Source organism: Acetobacteroides hydrogenigenes (assembly GCF_004340205.1).
Lineage (GTDB): Bacteria > Bacteroidota > Bacteroidia > Bacteroidales > ZOR0009 > Acetobacteroides > Acetobacteroides hydrogenigenes.
On record NZ_SLWB01000012.1, the window covers coordinates 26000 to 45854 of the forward strand.

Annotated in this window: 8 protein-coding genes; 1 reads left to right on the forward strand and 7 read right to left on the reverse strand. The window is 43.1% G+C overall.

Annotated features, from left to right (window positions below):
* Position 1 precedes the first annotated feature (1 nt).
* The gene (locus CLV25_RS11690) at positions 2-1432 is read left to right on the forward strand and encodes a SusD/RagB family nutrient-binding outer membrane lipoprotein (protein ID WP_131839839.1); all 1431 of its coding nucleotides are present in this window, start codon (positions 2-4) and stop codon (positions 1430-1432) included.
* Positions 1433-1525: 93 nt separating this feature from the next.
* Here the strand turns inward: CLV25_RS11690 and CLV25_RS11695 are convergent, their stop codons facing one another.
* The 7 genes from CLV25_RS11695 to CLV25_RS11725 form a co-directional block, all read right to left on the reverse strand.
* Positions 1526-4441, reverse strand: coding sequence for a GH92 family glycosyl hydrolase (locus CLV25_RS11695; RefSeq protein ID WP_207895661.1), 2916 nt, complete (start codon positions 4439-4441; stop codon positions 1526-1528).
* Between the two features lie 224 nt (positions 4442-4665).
* Positions 4666-6534 carry a SusD/RagB family nutrient-binding outer membrane lipoprotein gene (locus CLV25_RS11700; protein WP_131839840.1) on the reverse strand — a complete coding sequence of 623 codons (1869 nt, stop codon included), beginning with the start codon at positions 6532-6534 and terminating at the stop codon, positions 4666-4668.
* A gap of 24 nt (positions 6535-6558) precedes the next feature.
* On the reverse strand, positions 6559-9933 hold the full coding sequence (locus tag CLV25_RS11705; protein ID WP_131839841.1) for a SusC/RagA family TonB-linked outer membrane protein: 3375 nt from the start codon (positions 9931-9933) through the stop codon (positions 6559-6561).
* Positions 9934-10311: 378 nt separating this feature from the next.
* Positions 10312-10962: a hypothetical protein gene (locus CLV25_RS11710; RefSeq protein WP_131839842.1), complete on the reverse strand. Its 651-nt coding sequence runs from the start codon at positions 10960-10962 to the stop codon at positions 10312-10314.
* A gap of 769 nt (positions 10963-11731) precedes the next feature.
* Positions 11732-13615, reverse strand: coding sequence for a SusD/RagB family nutrient-binding outer membrane lipoprotein (locus CLV25_RS11715; RefSeq protein ID WP_131839843.1), 1884 nt, complete (start codon positions 13613-13615; stop codon positions 11732-11734).
* Positions 13616-13643: 28 nt separating this feature from the next.
* Complete coding sequence (locus CLV25_RS11720) at positions 13644-17015, reverse strand: SusC/RagA family TonB-linked outer membrane protein (protein ID WP_131839844.1); 3372 nt, start codon at positions 17013-17015, stop codon at positions 13644-13646.
* A 539-nt stretch (positions 17016-17554) separates the two neighbouring features.
* The gene (locus CLV25_RS11725; protein ID WP_131839845.1) at positions 17555-19855 is read right to left on the reverse strand and encodes a family 65 glycosyl hydrolase domain-containing protein; all 2301 of its coding nucleotides are present in this window, start codon (positions 19853-19855) and stop codon (positions 17555-17557) included.

Here is a 19855-nt window from a genome sequence, read left to right on the forward strand (position 1 = left end):
AATGAAAACAATTAAGTTATACTCACTGATCATGCTATTATCTATACTCTTTGGCTGCTCCGAAGATGCTATGGATACGATCAACAATAATCCAAACAACCCCAAAAAGGTTGAAAGCAGATTTATTCTTACCGATGTAATGACGTCTACAGCATTCAGCATAACAGGCTCCGACTATGCCTTCTACTCGTCCGTTTATATGGAACTAAACGTTGGCATTTGGGGGCAGATGTATAATGCGGAGAAACGGTTAGTAGATCCAGCTAGCGCCACCACCTACAACAACAGTTGGAATGCACAGTATCGAAATCTTTACGAACTGAAGACTTCAATTGAACAATGTTCAGAAAATGGACCTGAAAAAGGAAATTTCGTAAATCTCGGTATTTCACAAATCTTATTTGCCTACAACCTAGCAATGTTGACAGATTTAATGGGAGATATACCAGTAACAGAAGCACTTCAACCTGGCAAAGTTTATCAACCTAGAATTGACAAACAGGAAGCCGTCTATACAGAGGTGTTCCGATTGTTAGACGAAGCTATCCTAAATTTAGGAAAGGCAACAACCTACCCCTCCATTGGCAATCAGGATTTGATTTATAAAGGTGACAAAGCAAAATGGATCAAAGCGGCCAATGCTCTAAAAGCACGCTTTACGATGCGTTTATCGTTCCGAAGTGCTAAGTACGATAAGGTAATTGAATATGCAAATGCATCGTTTACAGGGGCAGCAGAAGAACTTAAATACACCTATACAGGTTCCGCTTCTGTAAATCCATTTTCACGCTTCTTCCAAGACAGAAACTACTTTGGTGCAAGCAAAAGCCTTAGCGATAAGCTAACAGAACGGAACGATCCTCGTTCTGCAAAATTCTTCAAGCCTGCAACGGGTCAATCATCCGTCATTTTTGCGCCCAATGGAAATCCGGAACAGAGACAAGCTTATTACGGATATTCTGGCCTTACATCAGTAACGGCTCCAACCTATCTGATGAGCTACCACGAACTTCAGTTCCTAAAAGCAGAAGCGCTTGTTCGCTCAACCCCTTCACAGGTTGCTGCTGCTGAAACTGAACTTGTCAAGGGTATCCAAGCAGCATTTGTAAAAGTCGGGCTTACGGCAACCGATGCCACAACCTACTACAACAATAATGTAAAAGCCCGTTTCGATGCTAATCCACTAAAAGAAATCATGATCCAAAAGTATCTTGCTTCATATGAAGATGAAGGTATTGAGGCCTACAATGACTATAGAAGGTTGAAAGCAATGGGAGACGATTTAATCACCCTTGCAAGTACCCTGCAATTTCCTCAACGATTTACATACGGGAGTAGCGATGTAACCACCAATCCTAATGTTCGTAATGCATACGGCGATGGTTCGTATGTTTATACCGAGAAAGTATGGTGGGCTGGCGGTACCCGTTAGTAAAATTCTAGTAGTTTGTTTTTGCATTTAGGGCTGTCTATAAAACTAGACAGCCCTTTTTATTATTTATCAATTCTAATAATTCAACAAGACTTACTCAATCACAATTTCATCAATAAAGATGTAGGCCGGATTACCTACTCCTTCTACCCATTTAGGCAGATTTCCATAGTTACGAGCAATAACTTTTACATAGCGGGCGTTAGCATTTACATTAGCAGAAATATCCTCAACTGTTGGCGCCAATTCTGGATCGGCAATTTTACTTTTTGCTTTAGCAACAAGCGTAAAGTTCTTACCATCGTTGCTGGTATAGAACTCAACCTCGCGAGGCATCATAATCCACGAACGAGCATCTTGAAGCAATCCCGCAGCAATTCTGCTAATCGACATTTCTGCGCCAAGATCTACTACAGCCTCAAAGTCTTGTCCTTGGTAGCCATGCCATCCACCTAAACGGTAGTTTTTCTCACCTCTAATCCCATCAATTAGACCTTTTGGACCACCTGCAAAGTAAATAGAGCTTGGCTTAGATGAGATGGTGATCTCCTTATCGGTAACAACACGATAGAACTTACCCTCAACCGTAAAGCTTGTATCCCCATCAGCAACGGCCACTAACTTTACCTCCGTAGTAGATGTAATCGTAAATGGTTGTTCATACAGTTTCCCATTAGTGCGAGGATCGCGACCATCGGTGGTATACAAAATTTTCGAACCAGCATCAGGAGCATGAAGGGCAACCGTTAAACTTTCGGCGAAAGTTTTTCCGGCTGCTTTAATGTAAGGAATTGTAGTCTTCCCCTTCACTGCAATAGAGGTAACAGGCTCATTGCCCTCGCCTACACCCCACTGCTTATTAGGAACTGCCCCCATAGTAAAGGAAAGTTCGCCTCCATTCATTATATCAGAATGGTCGATAAAGCTTTTAGCATAAGCATTACCATTAAGCATTGCGCTTTGGATATAAAAATTCTGCTTACTAACATTCAATGCCGTAACGGTAAACTTTTTACCATTTTCGAGATGAACGGTAACTTTGGGGAACCAAGGCGTACCAATAGCGTAGTGTGTAGTCCCCGGACAAACAGGATAGAAACCCATTGCGCTCATTACCAGCCATGCGCTCATCTGCCCACAATCCTCATTGCCTATAAGGCCATCGGGATTAACAGAGTACATCTCGTCCATAATCTGACGAGCCCTTTGCTGAGACTTCCATGGTTGTCCTACGTAGTTATAAAGATAGGCCATATGATGGCTAGGCTCATTTCCATGCGCATACTGTCCAATAAGCCCGGTAATGTCTACCACCTCACGTCCAACTAATCCTAGCTGAGTAGTGAAAAGATCGTCCAACTTCTTGGCAAGGTTATATTTTCCACCGTGAAGAGCAGCAAGTCCCTTGATATCCTGAGGCACAAAGAAACTATACTGCCAACTGTTCCCTTCAGTGTAGTTAAAGTCAACTTCTGATGGGCTAAATGGTATTTTAAAGCCACCGTTAACCCTAGGGCGCAAAAAGCCAGTCTCAGAATCGAAGAAGTTTTTATAGTATTGGGCTCTCTTCATATACTCGTTGTAGCCATTTATATCGCCCAACTCCTTTGCCATTTGTCCAATGCACCAATCGTCGTAGGCATATTCTACCGTTCTCGAAACACCTTCGGTTTCCTTATCACCAGGTACACAGCCAAGAGTTCGGTAAAATTCCAACCCGAAGTGGTTTTGCATAGCACTATGCTTCATAGCCTGAAGTGCAAGTTTGCTATCAAAGCCGCGAATTCCCTTCATATAGGCATCAACAATAACTGGAACCGAGTGGTAACCAATCATGCAAAAGGTTTCGTTACCAGCCAGTTCCCAGACAGGTAGCAATCCTCCATTTTTGTAATGAGAAAGGAACGTATTAACAAAATCGTTGGTTCTACGGGTGTCAATAATTGTCATTAGGGGATGGTAGGCGCGAAAGGTATCCCATAACGAAAAGATGGTGTAGGGCGTAAATCCATTTGCCTTATGAGGCTTTAAATCGGTACCCAAGTACTGTCCATCAACATCCATAAACAGGTTTGGAACTACCATACAGTGGTATAGCGCCGAATAGAAAATGACTTCCTGATCGCGCGTGCCTCCAGAAACCTCTATTTTACTGAGTTCTTTATTCCAGCTAGCGTAGGTTTTTTTTCGAGCAGCATCGAAGTTCCATCCCGAGAATTCGGTCTTTAGGTTAGCCTTTGCACCTTCGAGGCTAACAGCAGAAATCCCCACCTTTGCGATGATTTGCTCTCCTGATTTGGTTTTAAACCTGAAATTGCAAACACGAGGATTTCCCGAAAGCATCTTCTGAATTTTGCCATCGGAGGTGAAAGAAACGCCTTCGAAAGGCTTAGAGAATTGGATAACGAAGTAAACAATCTGGTTGGTAGCCCAAGCTTTGGATCGACGAAATCCTCTTACCTCACGGTTGCCTACCACCTCCATTTGTGTTTCAAGAACTTCATCGCGATGCTCTAAGTCAAGAACGATGTTGGCCTCATTACTTTTAGGAAAAGTATAACGGTGAATTCCCACACGAGGAAGCGCCGTTAGCTCAACCTTTACCTTTGGCTTTTCAAGAAAGACGGTATAGTAACCGGGTTCTGCCTTCTCCGTTGTCTTTTTAAAAGGGGAAGAATAATCTTTATTGGCAAGAACTGGTTTGCCAGTGGTTGCCATCAGAAGGATATCGCCGTAATCTGATACTCCTACTCCGCTAAGATGCGTATGCGAAAATCCATAAACCACGGAATCGGAATAATGATACCCCGAACATCCATCCCAACCTGTAAGACGAGTATCAGGGCTTAGCTGCACCATCCCAAAAGGAGCCGTTGCCCCAGGATAGGTATGCCCATGGCCTCCTGTTCCAATAAATGGATTTACCAGTTTTGCAGGCTGCTTCGGCTGACAAAACGCCCACCAAGGAGCAAGCAATGCCATTACAATTAAAAGTTTGCGTGTTCTCATAAATAGTAGTTGTTAATCCTACAAAGTAAATTAATAATTGGCAGTAATGTTGATATTTAGCGTATCACAAGGTGAATTTGTACAAAGGTTGTTTCAATAATATATAGCAGATAGGAGCAATACAACATAGTATCTAGAGTATTAGAAAAATCTTTTTAAAAAAAAGGTACGGGAATTTAGTTCCCGTACCTAAAAATTACATCATAATTATGGTTCTAATACGTTTACTTTGGACCTTCTCCAAAATTAGGAGCGGTTTTATCTTGCCATAATCGTTCTGTGTTAAGAATGTTAGGTTCTTCCCGTTTCCCAAAGCTAAAGCCTTGCCGACTTGCCGCCTCCATTTTAATGTTATACATCAAATCGGTAGGATTTGGACTCGAGATATCGAAACGACGAGGGATGTATGTACTTCCTTGAGGGGCTATATCTGCCCATGGTAAAATTAAGCTTCCTTTCTTTGGAACACCAGAACGACGCACTGCTACAAATTGATCATCGGGTTGATACATGAAATGCAAGTACTGCTGAATGTAAACCTTTTCCAGCATTTCTGCAGTAGTTCCTGTAAGCTTATAGTCTGCATTTGCCATCATGGTTTCAATTTCACCGGCTTTAAGCGCAATTGTCACCTCGTTTTCATCATACGTAGTCGAATAGTAAGGAATCTTGTTCAGTTTAGCCATATTGTCGTATACTTTAACCGACATTTCAACACCCTTATTATAGTAGAACTCCGCTGTTTGAGGCAGATTTGCACCCAAAAGTTTTAGCTCTGCCAAATACAGGTTTACTTCGGCTGTTGATAGGAATAGTCCATACCAAGGTATATCCTCCTTGTCCTGAACAACAGGAGCACCAGGCACGTCAGGGTAGGTATAGTCAACACGCCCTCTAACTAGCTCTTCCTGAAAAGTGGAACATGGATAGAACGTTTTTTCAGAGCCGCCAATAGTAATTTTCCATCGGTTAGAGTCAAAGTAGTCAAAGTAGATTTCCTTATCTCGTGCATTATAATCGGTTGGGAGACCATAGTAGCGTACCCAAGGCTCACCAGGAGCTTTCCATGCAACAAACGTCTTCTTTCCGGCACCATCTGTAGTATACACGACATTGCTTTCAATGTAGGCTGGAAGGGGTTTCCCAACATTGAAAAATCCCTGAACCACGCGAGAGTTGAAGTCATTTTTATTGTAGAAGAAACGAACACGAGGATCTCGGTTCTTTATTAGCATATCTACAACAGGCTTTGCTCCTGCACCCGAAGATACCGAATTGCCAAAATGGTAAGGATCATCACCATTACCAGTTGAAGTGGTTGCCCTGTTGTAAATAAAGTCATCACCCAAACCATCTAAAAGACCTGCACTGTTGCTTACAGCCTCCTCTGCAATCTGAAGCGCTTTTGCTTTGTTTACATTCAGCAATCGAACTGCAATTTTCAGCTTCAAGGAATTGGTAAACTTAGCCCACTTCTTAACGTCTCCATTGTACACAAAATCCTGCTTTCCCAAAGCAACTTGTCCTGTTGCCTTAAACCCTTCTAGGGCTGTATTGAGCTCGCTCAACCATAAATCGTACAACGACTCCATGGTATCGTACTTTGGGGTTAGGAGCATAGGTTTTGTATACTTAGCCATACAAGCTTCGGTATAAGGCATATCTCCAAACATGTCAGAATCGAACATGCCTAAGTAAACCATCAAAGGATAAAACATGCTCTTAACACTAACGTACTTTTTGGCTTCATCAGTATCCATTTCGGAGATTAGCTTGTCCACCTCTCGATAGTATCTCATTACTCTAATCGTCTGCTCGCCTTGATCGCCTAAAGCGCCATGAACATTAAAGTTGTCAGTAAAACCAGACGTTGGCACATATGCCTGACTCCACTGATGGGTAAAGCTTGCGCTATAGAACCAAAACAGATAACCAGAAGGCTCAAAGCTTTGCAATCCTTGTGTAAACAAGTTTACCACATTACCTTCTGTAACAGTTGCTGGATTCGTGTTTATGTCAGCAAAATCCTCTTTACACCCGGTAGAAAGGGTTGCTGCTAATGCAAATACTGCTATTGTCAATTTACCTTTCATCGTTTTCATGTTTTTAATTGCTTACTAGAAGCTTGCATTAATAGTAAACGTGTAGTTAGCTGTATATGGGCTAAAATTACGAACACGGAATTCCGTTGATCTTGTACCACGAACAGACTCTGGATTTTCGTTATTCGGCATAGTATTGTACAAGTAGCCCAAATTACGAGCAGAAAATGCAAGGCTCAAATTCTTAGCACCAATCTTCGAAGAAATATTAGCAGGCAACGTGTACCCAACCGAAATTTCGCGAAGAGCAATGTAGTTTAGCTTTTTATACCAATTATCGTTTAGCGTACCTGTTGCCCAAGCATTACTCCAGTAGTGGTATGCCGAAGCATGAACAGGATCAACCAAGCCCTGCTTATACGCCTCCTCATAGGTCATTCCGCCTACATCCTTTTTAGAGCCATCTGGCATATTTATCTTTTGTCCCTGAGCAAAAACTCCATTAGGAATCATACCATCGGTATAGGTCTTCCCATCCCAGATGCTTTTAAAAGTCATGCCTCCATGCTCCGGATCGCGCCACTTTAACGAAGCCTCAGTCAATCCGTATGCAGTTCCATAACGCGAGCCATAAGATGCTATATAGCCACCGTATCGAGCATCAAAAGAAACTCGTAGGCTAAGGTCTTTCCAACGAAGCCCCGTTGATAAAGATCCTAGGAAGTCTGGCGTAATCTTACCAACCTCTTCCACTTTACCGTTCTGAGCAGGATAGGCTACTCGAAAATCGTCTCTCCATGCGAAAATTGTACGCCCTTGTCCATCCTTCTTTGGAGCATAGTCCGACATTAGAATACCATACGATCCTCCAACCCTGGCAACCGAGCCTACACGGTAGTTACCATAATCAGCAGTTCCCGATAGCGAAATATATTCGGCAACGTTGGGATGAAGCGAAATGATCTTGTTCTCGTTTCGGGTATAGGTTAAATCTAGGCTCCACTCCCAATCGTTATACTTAAACGGTATCGTGTTTAAGGCTATTTCAATACCAGAGTTTTGAATATTACCAGCGTTGATAAACTGCGAGTTAATACCTGAAACCCAAGGTACCTTTATTTCCATAATCTGATCCTTCGTATTCTCCTTATAGTAGGTAGCATCCAGGTTCAAACGGCTATTGAAAAAACGCCAGTCAAGGCCAATTTCCCAAGCGTTTTTACGTTCTGGCTTTATAGAAGGATCATAGGCCGTAGACGGTGTCGACAAACCATATATATAGCCATCCCCCTTAGCCCACTTGCTCAAGCTGTAGCCTGGATTAATGAGGTATGGATCGGTATCGTTACCTACCTGCGCCCACGAAGCTCGAATCTTTCCGAAAGAAATCCAGTCTGGGAACTTAAAGGTTTCGCTAACCAACCACGATCCATTTATTGATGGATAGAAGTAGCTGTAGTTACCTTCTTCATTGGTATAAACCAAAGCCGAAGACCAGTCGTTACGACCGGTAATATCTACAAAAACCTGATTTTTCCAGCTAGCACTTGCTTGAAAGGCTACCGACATCATTCGCTTTGTACTCTCAATCAACCCTGTAGTCGATGGAGTTTCCTTGCTATTCGCTATGAAATACTGTCCGGGAATAACAAGCCCGCCCGAGGTTCCTATAGCCATATACTGGCTCCACGTATTAAATAATTCGCCTCGAAGGAAACCTCCAAAAGTCCAATCTCCAATGGTCTTATTTACTAAAAAGTTCGCATTCAAGTTGGTTTGCTCCTTCGTTCGTTGGCTTAGCCCATAGTAGCCGCCCTCGTTTTGATACCCTTGTCCGAGCTGTTTTACCTCGCCACGGATGTAGTAGTAGTTGAAGTTACCCTCGGCCTTAAACTTTAACCAGCTCAAAAGATCAGCTTCTAACGAGAGCGTAGGCCTTACGTTGTTTTCCTTTTGCATGTTGGAGTTCTCGTATATGGAGAACCACAAATCAGCCCCTGGATTGTACCCATTAGGATCGCCATACGCAGTGTTCGCAACACCTCCATAAACGCTCTTGTAATCCTTCATGTACTGTTTGGTATCATACGAGCGACCAAATAGCCCTTGAGAGAAGTAATCGCCAAGGTTAGGCTGAGGATTCTTGGGGGTTGAGTTGGCAAACGAAACCGAAGCCTCCAGCTTTACGGCGTTCGAGATCATATGAGAAGCTTTTGCCATTATGGCAACCCGCTCAAACGAGTTCTTGGGCAATGTTCCGGTTGCATGCTTGTACGAAAGCGATGTGTAGAACGTTGTTTTTTCGTTTCCGCCGGTTACGGCTACGTTTGTATTGGTGTTAAAACCTGTTTTATAAGCATCCTTGTAGTTATCTTTTACAGGTGCATAAGGTATCATTGTTCCATTGTAGTCCTCAATCATTTTTGTGCTATACTTTGCATAGTTTGGACCAAAATGGCGTACAGAGAATACCGCTCTTAACGATGGCTTTCCAGATGCGTTCAGGTAAAACTGGTTGGCGTTGTCGTACTTATAATAGCCACCCGTTGCAGGATCTTTCTCGCCATAGGCAACATTTCCAAAGTAGTTTCCTGGGCCATACTCGTTCTGCAAATCAGGAGTATTAAAGACATGATCAAAACCAAAGGTCTGGGATACAGTTATGCCTACTCCCTTCATGGCTTTACCCTTTTTGGTAGTAATTACAACGGCACCATTCAAGCCTCTAGACCCGTATAGTGCGGTTGCTGCAGCACCCTTTAGCACCGATACCGATTCAAAATCGTCGGGGTTTAAGTTCTTCAGCTCATTCCCAAAGTCGTTAGCATCACCGCTCCAGTCGGCATCACCCGAATTAGATACTGCATTATCGAGGATAACACCATCAACCACGTAAATTGGCTGATTGTTCCCCTTCAGGGTCGAAGCTCCTCGTATTTGAATCTTAGTAGAACCGAACATACCTCCATCGGAGTTGGCGATTTCGACACCGGCAACCTTACCTTGCAACGACGATACAGGGTTAATGTTATTGGTCTTTAAGTCGTCGCCCTTCAGCTCGGTTACCGAGTATCCAAGCGCCTTAGTTTGCCGCTTAATACCCAAAGCTGTTACCACCACCTCGTCTATCTTTTGGGTCGAGGGCTGTAGCAGCACCTCGATGCTGGCTTGGTTGGTAACAACCACCTCTTGGGTGGTGTAGCCAACAAACGAGAATACCAGAGTTTGCGTTCCGGCAGGAAGCTTAATGGAGAAGGTTCCATCGATGGTTGTTGCGACACCTACTCCTCGCGCACCCTTCACCGCAACGTTTACGCCGGGTATGGTAGTACCATTGGTGGCATCTTTTACCGTTCCGGTGATGGTTCGTTGCGCAAAAGCGCTACCTGCGAAAGCCAATAACAGCAGCAACGTGGCAAGCCTAGCTGCCATTTTTACGTTTGTTACCATAGTGTTTAGGTTATTTGATTAAAAAAACGTTAGCCCGGGATGTACGAAAAGGCTCTAGCTTTCATCTCTTATCGCATCAACAGCCCCATTGGGACCAATTGACAGGATCATACCGAGCAGCCGTTAACTTAGTGATAAACACAAGGGTAGTTTAAATTGTTTGCGGAAGGGTATTTTTTAATACACGATGGCATTATAGAATGCGAAAAATCTCAAAAAAGTACGCTAGAATTTAATTAAAGAGAGCCACTTGGTTATAATGTGACGTCCAGGTGCGGTTTGCACAAAAAAAGCCGCACCTCCAAGCATGGAAGCGCAGCTTCGTGAGCTACTATCGCATTAGTCAGGTTATCTCAAGAGACAACCTTGCAGCATAGGCTAGGATTTTGCCCTTATCACCTTGTTTAATCCCTCGAGCAGCTGGGGCGTTGCCGCTAAAGCAAAGCCTGCAACCTTTACATAGTCGCTCACCCACTCGTCGAGCTGGTCGAGCATACGGTCACGGTCAACTATCGCCTGCTGAGCCTCGCCCCTCTCGCGGCTATGGTCGTCCTTGAACTTGCGAATGGCCGTCAGCTCAGCTTTCTGAGCGGTGAGCAGTTCGGGTGTTACCTGCATCTTAGCCATAGCGGCCACCCAGCTGGCGTTGACGGTAAGCCGATCGTAGAAGTCTACCATTTGAGCGTAGTTCCCGGTAAATGAGTGTTTACGCCTCCCGTTCAGCTCCAACGTTGACTGGGCATCAGCATGGTTCTTAAACACAAACCGGGCAATCTCAAGATCGAGGCTGTAGCGCTCCCGGCAAGGGGCAAGGCGCGACTCTAGGGTTGCGTATGCCTGAAGCTGCTCGCCATACTCTTTGGCGTAGCGGTTACATGCAGCTCGGGTTGCCTCGAATAGCGTTTTACCCTCGCTGATCTTTGCCTCAGAATAGCCATACTTTTCCATGACTGGCTTTACGTTATCCGACTCATGAAAGTTGAATACCCTTTCGGTATCGTCAAAAAGCTTGTTTACAGTTGTATTCATCGTTATCTTTTTAAATAAGCTGTTAATCGCTGAAGCGCTAGCTCCAGCTGGTTTTCGCAAACGAATTCCCTATTGTGATTAAAACTTGCTTAAAAGCTACGATTGGAAACGGCTCCCCGGCAACGCGAGCAGGAAGTATAGGAAGGTTCGGTTCGATAGTACACCTGCGTAAACCCTGAACAAAGTCTAAAATTCACCCCAAAGAGCCTGTCCCACTAATAGGAACACCTATCCCGCCAATGCGAGGAGCTGTCCCTAAAAAAATGAGCCTGTCCCGTTTGAGGAAGGACTTGTCCCAGCCGAAAAAGCACCTATCCCGAAAAAAAAGGAGCTGTCCCACCTAAAAGAGGAGCTATCCCAGAAAAAAAGGACTCGTCCCGTTGGGGAACAGAGCTGTCCCTCGTCTCGGAAGGTAGCCCCAGGTTGATGCCGATTTACGCCGCGTATCAAAGATCCCGCTTAGATTTACCCCCACTCTTTGCCTTGGCAGGTAGACTACGAACTCGTTCGGTGAAACGTATTCACCGCTCAGAAATTCGCGCTGTACAGCGGCCCACAGCCCAAAGAAATAGAGCCTGCCGTACCTTCTGCCCTGGTAGGATGTAAAAGAGCCGGACTAAAAGTATTGAAAAAATTATTCGGCAGTACTTTTCGGTGTGATTTTTTGCGCTGAAGGGGAAATGCGTAACGGTATAGATCAAAAAAAGGCACGGGAATCGAGACTCCCGTGCCTAGAACTAGTATTATTCAGTTATACGTCTTTACTGAACTACAATTTTGGACCTTCACCAAAGTTTGGAGCACCCTTATCGATCCAAACGCGTTCTGCGTTAAGGGTATTAGGCTCCTCTCGCTTGCCAAAGCTAAAGCCCTGACGCTTGGCCGCCTCAACTTTAATGTTATACATCAAATCGGTTGGGCTTGGACTGGTAATGTCGAAGCGGCGAGGGATGTAGGTGCTTCCTTGAGGTGCAATGTCTGCCCATGGCAGGATTGCGCTACCCCTCATGGGAACACCCGAGCGACGTACAGTCATAAACTGATCGTCTGGCTGATACATGAAGTGTAAGTACTGTTGTAGGTATACCTTCTCCAGCATTTCTGCGGGAGTTCCTGTTAGCTTATAGTCTGCATTTGCCATCATGGTTTCAACTTCGCCAGCCTTCAAAGCAATCGCCACCTCATTTTCGTCGTACGTCTTAGTGTAGTAAGGTATCTTGTTCAGCATAGCAAGCTTATCGTATGCCTTTACAGACAGCTCTACACCCTGGTTGTAGTACGATTCAGCAGTACCTGGAAGCTTAGCTCCTTGAAGCTTAAGTTCGGCCAAGTAAAGGTTAACCTCTGCTGCAGAAAAGAACATCCCGAACCATGGCTGTTGCTCCTTATCCTGAGCAACAGCAGCTCCTGGGACATCGGGGTAGGTGTATTCTATACGGCCTCTAACCAGCTCTTCCTGGAAAGTTGCGCATGGATAGTAGGTTTTTTCAATCTTTTCACCGTTAATCTCTTTAGAAATCTTCCAACGGTTGCTATCAAAGTAGTCGAAATACTTCGACTGATCCTTTGCATTATACTCGGTTGGGAGTCCGTAATAGCGAACCCAAGGCTCACCCGCACCTTTCCATGCAACAAACTTCTTCTTTCCGTTAGCATCAGTTGTAAACTCAACGTTGCTCTCAATGTAAGCAGGAAGTGGCTTACCGGCATCGAAGAAGCCTTGAACAACGCGCGAGTTGAAATCGTTCTTGTTGTAGAAGAAGCGAACGCGAGGGTCTCTATTCTTAACAAGCAAATCGACAACAGGCTTAGAGCCTACGCCAGAAGATACGCTGTTCCCAAAATGGAAAGGATCGTCACCATCTTTTGTAGTAGAGATCGCTCTGTTGTAAATAAAATCCTCATTCATGCTGGTTATAAGACCTGCGCTATTGCTTGCTGCCTCTTCGGCTATTTGTAGAGCCTTTGTCTTATTAACGTTTAGTAGGCGTACCGCGATCTTTAACTTCAAAGAGTTTGCAAACTTGGCCCACTTCTTCACATCCCCATTGTAAACAAAGTCTTGCTTATCCAAGGCTACCTGCCCAGTTGCTTTAAACCCTTCAAGAGCAGTATTTAGCTCGCTCAACCATAGATCGTACAACGACTCCATGGTGTCATATTTAGGAGTAAGCAGCATTGGAGAGGTGTACTTGGCCATACAGGCTTCAGAGTAAGGCATATCCCCAAACATGTCCGAATCGAACATTCCCATATACACCATCAACGGATAGAACATGCTCTTAACGGCAGTGTACTTCTTTGCCTCATTGGGCTCCATCTTTGAAATAAGATCGTTTACCTCACGGAAATACCTCATTACACGGATAACTTGCTCACCCTGATCTCCTAGTGCACCATGAACGTTGAAGTTATCGGTAAATCCTCCAGAAGGAGTAAATGCCTGACACCATTGGTGGGTAAGGCTAGCATTGTAATACCAATACAGGTATCCAGAAGGTTCGAAGCTTTGCAATCCTTGGGTGAATAAGCTGACAACATTCCCCTTTGTTACTGTTGCTGGATTCGTATTTATGTCAGCAAAATCATCTTTACACCCCGTAAATAGGGTGGCAGCTAATGCGAAAACCGCTATTAATGATTTACGTTTCATCGTCGTCATAATTTAAAAAATTTGCGTACTAGAAGCCTACATTAAGCGTAAACGTGTAGTTTGCTGTGTATGGGCTAAAGTTACGAACACGGAATTCTGTAGATTTTGTACCACGTACAGATTCTGGGTTTTCGTTGTTCGGCATGGTATTATATAGGTAACCAAGGTTACGAGCCGAAAATGCTAAGCTCAAATTTTTAGCCCCAATCTTAGAGTAAATGCTTGAAGGCATATTGTAGCTTACCGATATCTCACGAAGAGCAATATAGTTTAGCTTTTTATACCAGTTATCATTAATCGTACCAGTAAACCAAGAGTTGCTCCAGTAGTGGTATGCAGAAGCATGAACTGGATCAACAAATCCTTGCTTGTATGCTTCTTCATAGGTCATTCCGCCTACATTCTTTTGAGAGCCATCGGGCATTTGAACAACCTGTCCTTCCGCAAACACTCCGTTAGGAATCATCCCATCAGTATAGGTTTTTCCATCCCATATGCTGGTAAAGGTCATACCGCCATGCTCTGGATCACGCCATTTCAAAGAAGCCTCAGATAAGCCGTATGCTGTTGCGTAGCGAGAACCAAAGGATGCGACATATCCCCCGTAGCGAGCATCAAGTGCAACACGAAGGCTTACATCCTTCCAGCGTAAACCTGTTGAAACAGAACCTAGGAAGTCAGGAGTGATTTTACCAATTTCTTCAACTTTTCCGCTTTGAGCAGGGTATGCAACTCGAAAATCATCTCTCCAAGCAAATATAGTACGCCCTTGAGCATCCTTTTTAGGGGCATAGTCAGACATCAGAATACCATACTCACCCCCAACTTTTGCAACAGAACCAATACGATAGTTCCCATAGTTAACATAACCAGAAAGAGAAATGTAGTCGGCAACGTTTTCGTGAAGCGATACAATCTTATTCTCATTTCTAGTGTAAGTGAAATCGAGAGTCCATTCCCAATCGTTGTTCTTAAAAGGAATTGTATTAAGGGCTATTTCTATACCCGAGTTTTGAATATTACCAGCATTGATAAACTGAGAGCTGATACCAGAAACCGAAGGAACGCTAATTTCCATAATCTGATCTTTGGTATTTTCCTTATAGTAGGTTGCATCTAAGCTAACACGGCTATTAAAGAAGCGCCAGTCCAAACCAACTTCCCATGCATTCTTACGCTCTGGTTTAATGGAAGGATCATACAACGTTGTAGGAACAGACAGCCCGTAAATATTACCTCCAGCTTGGGCCCATCTGTTTAAGGTATATCCTGGATTAATAACATAAGGATCAGTATCATTACCTACCTGAGCCCAAGATGCACGAATCTTTCCAAAAGAGATCCATTCGGGCATATCAAAGGTTTCACTTAGCAACCACGAACCATTAACTGAAGGATAAAAGTAGTTGAAATTTCCAGTTTCATTAGTATAAACTAGCGCAGAAGACCAGTCGTTACGTCCGGTTACATCCACAAAAATCTGGTTTTTCCAGCTTGCACTAGCCTGAAAAGCAAGCGACATCATACGCTTTGTCGCTTCAACGCGTCCAGTAGTAGATGGAGTCTCCTTACTATTATCTAGGAAGTACTGACCAGGAATTACAAGTCCACCAGAGGTGTTAGCAGACATGTACTGGCTCCAAGTGTTAAAGTATTCGCCACGAAGGAAACCGCCAAAATTCCAATCGCCAACATTCTTATTAATAAGGAAGCTCGCATTAAGGTTTGTTTGTTCTTTTGTCCTTTGACTAATCTCGTAGTAGCCTCCTTCATTTTCATATCCCTGACCTAACTGAGTTTCCTCACCACGAACGTAGTAGTAGTTAAAGTTACCTTCTGTTTTAAACTTCAACCAGTTTAGAAGATCAACTTCTAAAGCAAGAGTTGGACGTACGTTGGTTTCCTTTTGGATGTTCGAATCTTCGTACAAAGAAAACCATAAACCCGAAGAAGGATTATAGCCGTTGGGATCCCCATACTTAGTACTAGCAACACCGCCAAATACGCTCTTATAATCCTTCATATACTTCTTAGTATTATAAGAACGACCAAAAATCCCCTGAGCAAAGTAATCACCCAAGTTTGGTTGAGGGTTTTTGGGAGTAGAGTTAGCAAAAGAAATTGACGCATCCAACTTTACCTTGTCAGTAATCTTATGCGATGCTTTAGTCATAAATGCCACCCTCTCGAAAGAATTTCGGGGTAATGTACCTGTTGCATACTTATATGAAAGTGACGAATAGAACGTAGTCTTATCATTACCTCCTGTAACAGCAAGGTTAGTGTTAGTATTGTACCCCAACTCATAAGCATCACGATAGTTATTCTTTACTGGAGCATATTTCACCATAGAACCATCGTAGTCCTCTATCATTGTAGAGCCATACTTGCTATAGTTTGGGCCAAAATGGCGATTAGTTGCAGGCCTTATGGTTGGCTGTCCTGCTCCATTTAAGTAAAACTGGTTAGCATTGTCATACTTGTAGTATCCACCAGTTGCAGGATTTACCTGACCATAACCAACATTCCCAAAATAGTTCCCATTTCCATACTCATTTTGTAGATCAGGAGTTGCATAAACATGATCTATTCCAAAAGACTGGGTAAGAGAGATTCCTAATCCTTTCCTAGCCTTACCACTCTTAGTAGTAATAACAACAGCACCATTCAAACCTCTTGAACCGTAAAGAGCTGTTGCTGCAGCACCTTTAAGAACAGAAACCGATTCAAAGTCATCAGGATTTAGGTTTTTCAACTCGTTACCAAAGTCGTTAGAATTCCCATCCCAGTCAGCATCTCCAGAAGTGGAAGCTGCATTGTCCAGAATAACACCATCCACAACATAAATAGGCTGGTTGTTCCCTTTCAGAGTAGAAGCACCACGAATTTGAATCTTTGTTGAACCAAACATTCCACCATCCGAGTTGGCAATCTCCACACCGGCAACCTTACCTTGCAACGAAGATACAGGGTTGATGTTGTTTGTTTTAAGATCATCCCCCTTTAATTCTGTTACTGCATAACCAAGTGCTTTAGTTTGCCTCTTAATACCCAAAGCCGTTACCACAACCTCGTCAATCTTTTGTGTTGAAGGTTGAAGGAGTACATCGATTTTGGTTTGATTGGTTACGGCTACCTCTTGGGTTGTGTAGCCAATGAAAGAAACAACTAGGGTTTGGGGCCCATTGGGAAGCTTAATGGTAAAGGCACCATCAATGGATGTAACAGTACCCACTCCTTTTGCTCCCTTTACCGCAACGTTAACGCCCGGTATCGTAGAACCATCAGCCGCATCTTTTACCGTTCCGGTAATGGTTCTTTGCGCAAACGCGCCATTGGTAAACGCCAACAGCAGCATTACTGTGGCAAGTCGAATTGCCACTTTCACGTGTGTTACCATAATGTTTAGGTTAATTGAATAATAATAGTCGTCGCAAATGTACTATAATATTTATTCCGTAACGCTCGTTAACTAAAAATTTTTACCGTTAACCTAATATTATAAAATACAGGCTGAACACAACAATATAGATTTACTGCAAAAGAATTGATTTCCAATACATACTCAACTATCAATCCAAAAGACAGATTCACAAAAATCTAATTAACCTTCTGTTTAAGCCTTTAAACAGGCTTGTAGCAAAAAATAATCGGCCATAATCTTCACGACTATGACCGACCTTCTAAAACCACATAAAAAAACGTATAGTAATTGCTAAATGCAATTCAATGTATGTAATTAGCGTCTCCTTCAGAATAAGCAATGCTTACTTAGAGTGCACGCCTGCCGCAACAAAGGTAACTTTTCTGTACAAGTTGCAGCATTCCTTTTACAAAAAAAGAGGCGTAGTTTGCGAACTATTTATAAATCTAACAATGAAAACAAGCAATCATCCCTACTACTTTAAAGTATGCTAGAGAATTACAAGGGCTAAAAGATTAAACACCAATGGTACTATTTGCCGGTATGCAAATAGTTGCATCTTTAACCATTACAGACAAAGGCTGCTCGCTTTCATTCGTCAATATTGTCTTTCCGCCTTCAAATTTTGCTTTAATGGTTCTTCCTCTAAAAATAACCTTAAAAGCAAGGCTCTTCCAATTATCCGGAATAAAAGGATTGAAGTATAGCGTATCATTCTTTATACGAAGTCCTCCAAACCCTTCAACAACAGACATCCAGCTTCCAGCCATTGAGGTAATATGAAGTCCTTCATTTACTTCTTTGTTATAGTCATCAAGATCAAGACGTGCAGTGCGAAGATACATTGTCTTAGCTCTCTCCATATCTCCAATTTTGCACGCTAATATTGAATGGACGCAAGGGGAAAGAGATGACTCATGAACGGTTCGCTGCTCGTAAAAGTCAAAATTCTTCCTTATTGTTTCAAGATCAAAATCATTCTCAAAAAAGTAGACACCCTGAAGAACATCTGCTTGTTTGATGAATACAGAACGAAGAATTCTATCCCAGCTCCACTTTTGGTTCAAAGGACGTTGACTTGGATCAAGATCTTTCACAAGGATTTGTTCCTTATCCATAAACCCATCTTGTTGCATTATTACACCTAACTTTTCGTTGTAAGGAAAGTGCATCTTTGCAACAATATCCGCCCATTTGGCTAGTTCAGCATCCTCTTTAAAGGATATCCTCCCCTTGATTGCAGCCCATGTGGAAGCATCCGTGTTATTAACATAACTAATAGCCTCTGCTGTGTATTTCAGCGTCCAAACAGCAAGATAGTTGGTATACCAGTTGTTGTTGACATTATTCTCGTACTCATTAGGCCCAGTAACCCCCAGCATTACATACTTTTGACGCTCATCCGACCATGTTATTCGTTGAGCCCAAAAACGAGAAATTCCAACAAGAACCTCAAGACCGTACTCCGTAAGATACCCCTTATCTCCAGTATAGTCAATGTAACGTTTTATCGCATAAGCAATAGCACCATTACGGTGAATTTCTTCGAAGGTAATCTCCCACTCATTATGGCACTCTTCTCCATTCATTGTTACCATTGGAAATAGAGCAGCACCATCTGTAAAGCCAAGTTTTGCCGCATTTTCGATAGCTTTATCCAGCTGTCGATAGCGATATATTAGCAGTTGCCTTGCCACATGCTCTCCTGCTGTCGACATATAGAAAGGCAAGCAGTACGCTTCAGTATCCCAATAGGTAGATCCACCATATTTTTCACCGGTAAAACCTTTAGGACCAATATTCAAACGCTCATCCTCGCCCGTATATGTCTGGAAAAGTTGGAAGATATTGAATCGAATACCTTGTTGTGCTTCAGCATCACCTTCAATAACAATATCGGCATGCTGCCATTTATCCAACCACTTATTTATATGCTCATTTTTAAGTACGGCATAACTATCAAGAGCAGCCTTAGAGAGAATCTCGTCAGACTTAGAAACAAGATTTTCAAAAGGATGGTTAAGGGTTGAGGTTACCGCGACATACTTATTCACGGTTAGCGTTTGGTTCTTTTTCAGATTAAATTCAACGCTATTCGAAACGTACTTCTCCCGCTCGATCGAAATAGCCTTAGCAGGCATCTCAGCCCCATCGATAGAATACTCAAGACTCATGTTCCAACATACGTTGAAGTCAAGCTTCTTGGTCTTCATTACAAGGTAGCCACCCCTGCTAGTTGCACTTTTTGCGACCTCGTCCCAAAATTTTTCGTTGTAGTTCGAGTCTTCGTTCACCACATCTCCATCAACATAGCCTTCAACAGCTACTATTGAATCGCAGTCTAAAGCACAAACAGAATAGGAAATAGCAGCAATTTCAGGTCGAGCCATACTCATAAACCTCTCTGCCACAATTTCAATCTTGCCCCCATTGCGAAGTTCTACTACGAAGCTGCGCTGAAGCAATCCATGCTGCATATCAAGTATGCGCGAGAAACTTACCACCTTATTTTGGCTAAGGTCGATAGGCTCGCCATTAACCTTAACTCGAATACCAATAAAATTAGCGGAGTTCAGCACCTTTGCAAAGTATTCTGGATAGCCATTTTTCCACCAGCCTACCCTAGTTTTATCGGGGTAGTATACGCCAGCAATGTAGCTACCTCGCAGCATTTCGCCCGAATAATCTTCTTCGAAATTAGCACGTTGGCCCATCATCCCATTGCCGATGCTGAAAATACTCTCAGACCCCTTAACCCGCTGAGGCTCGAAGGTTTCTTCAATAATTTTCCATTCGTCAACTTTATAATTGTTCAT

Bases quoted from the DNA above. Each gene is read 5' to 3' on its own strand.
- CLV25_RS11700 (WP_131839840.1), bottom strand. From the start codon at position 6,534: ATGAAAGGTAAATTGACAATAGCAGTATTTGCATTAGCAGCAACCCTT.
- CLV25_RS11720 (WP_131839844.1), bottom strand. From the start codon at position 17,015: ATGGTAACACACGTGAAAGTGGCAATTCGACTTGCCACAGTAATGCTG.
- CLV25_RS11705 (WP_131839841.1), bottom strand. From the start codon at position 9,933: ATGGTAACAAACGTAAAAATGGCAGCTAGGCTTGCCACGTTGCTGCTG.
- CLV25_RS11710 (WP_131839842.1), bottom strand. From the start codon at position 10,962: ATGAATACAACTGTAAACAAGCTTTTTGACGATACCGAAAGGGTATTC.
- CLV25_RS11715 (WP_131839843.1), bottom strand. From the start codon at position 13,615: ATGAAACGTAAATCATTAATAGCGGTTTTCGCATTAGCTGCCACCCTA.
- CLV25_RS11725 (WP_131839845.1), bottom strand. From the start codon at position 19,855: ATGAACAATTATAAAGTTGACGAATGGAAAATTATTGAAGAAACCTTC.
- CLV25_RS11690 (WP_131839839.1), top strand. From the start codon at position 2: ATGAAAACAATTAAGTTATACTCACTGATCATGCTATTATCTATACTC.
- CLV25_RS11695 (WP_207895661.1), bottom strand. From the start codon at position 4,441: ATGAGAACACGCAAACTTTTAATTGTAATGGCATTGCTTGCTCCTTGG.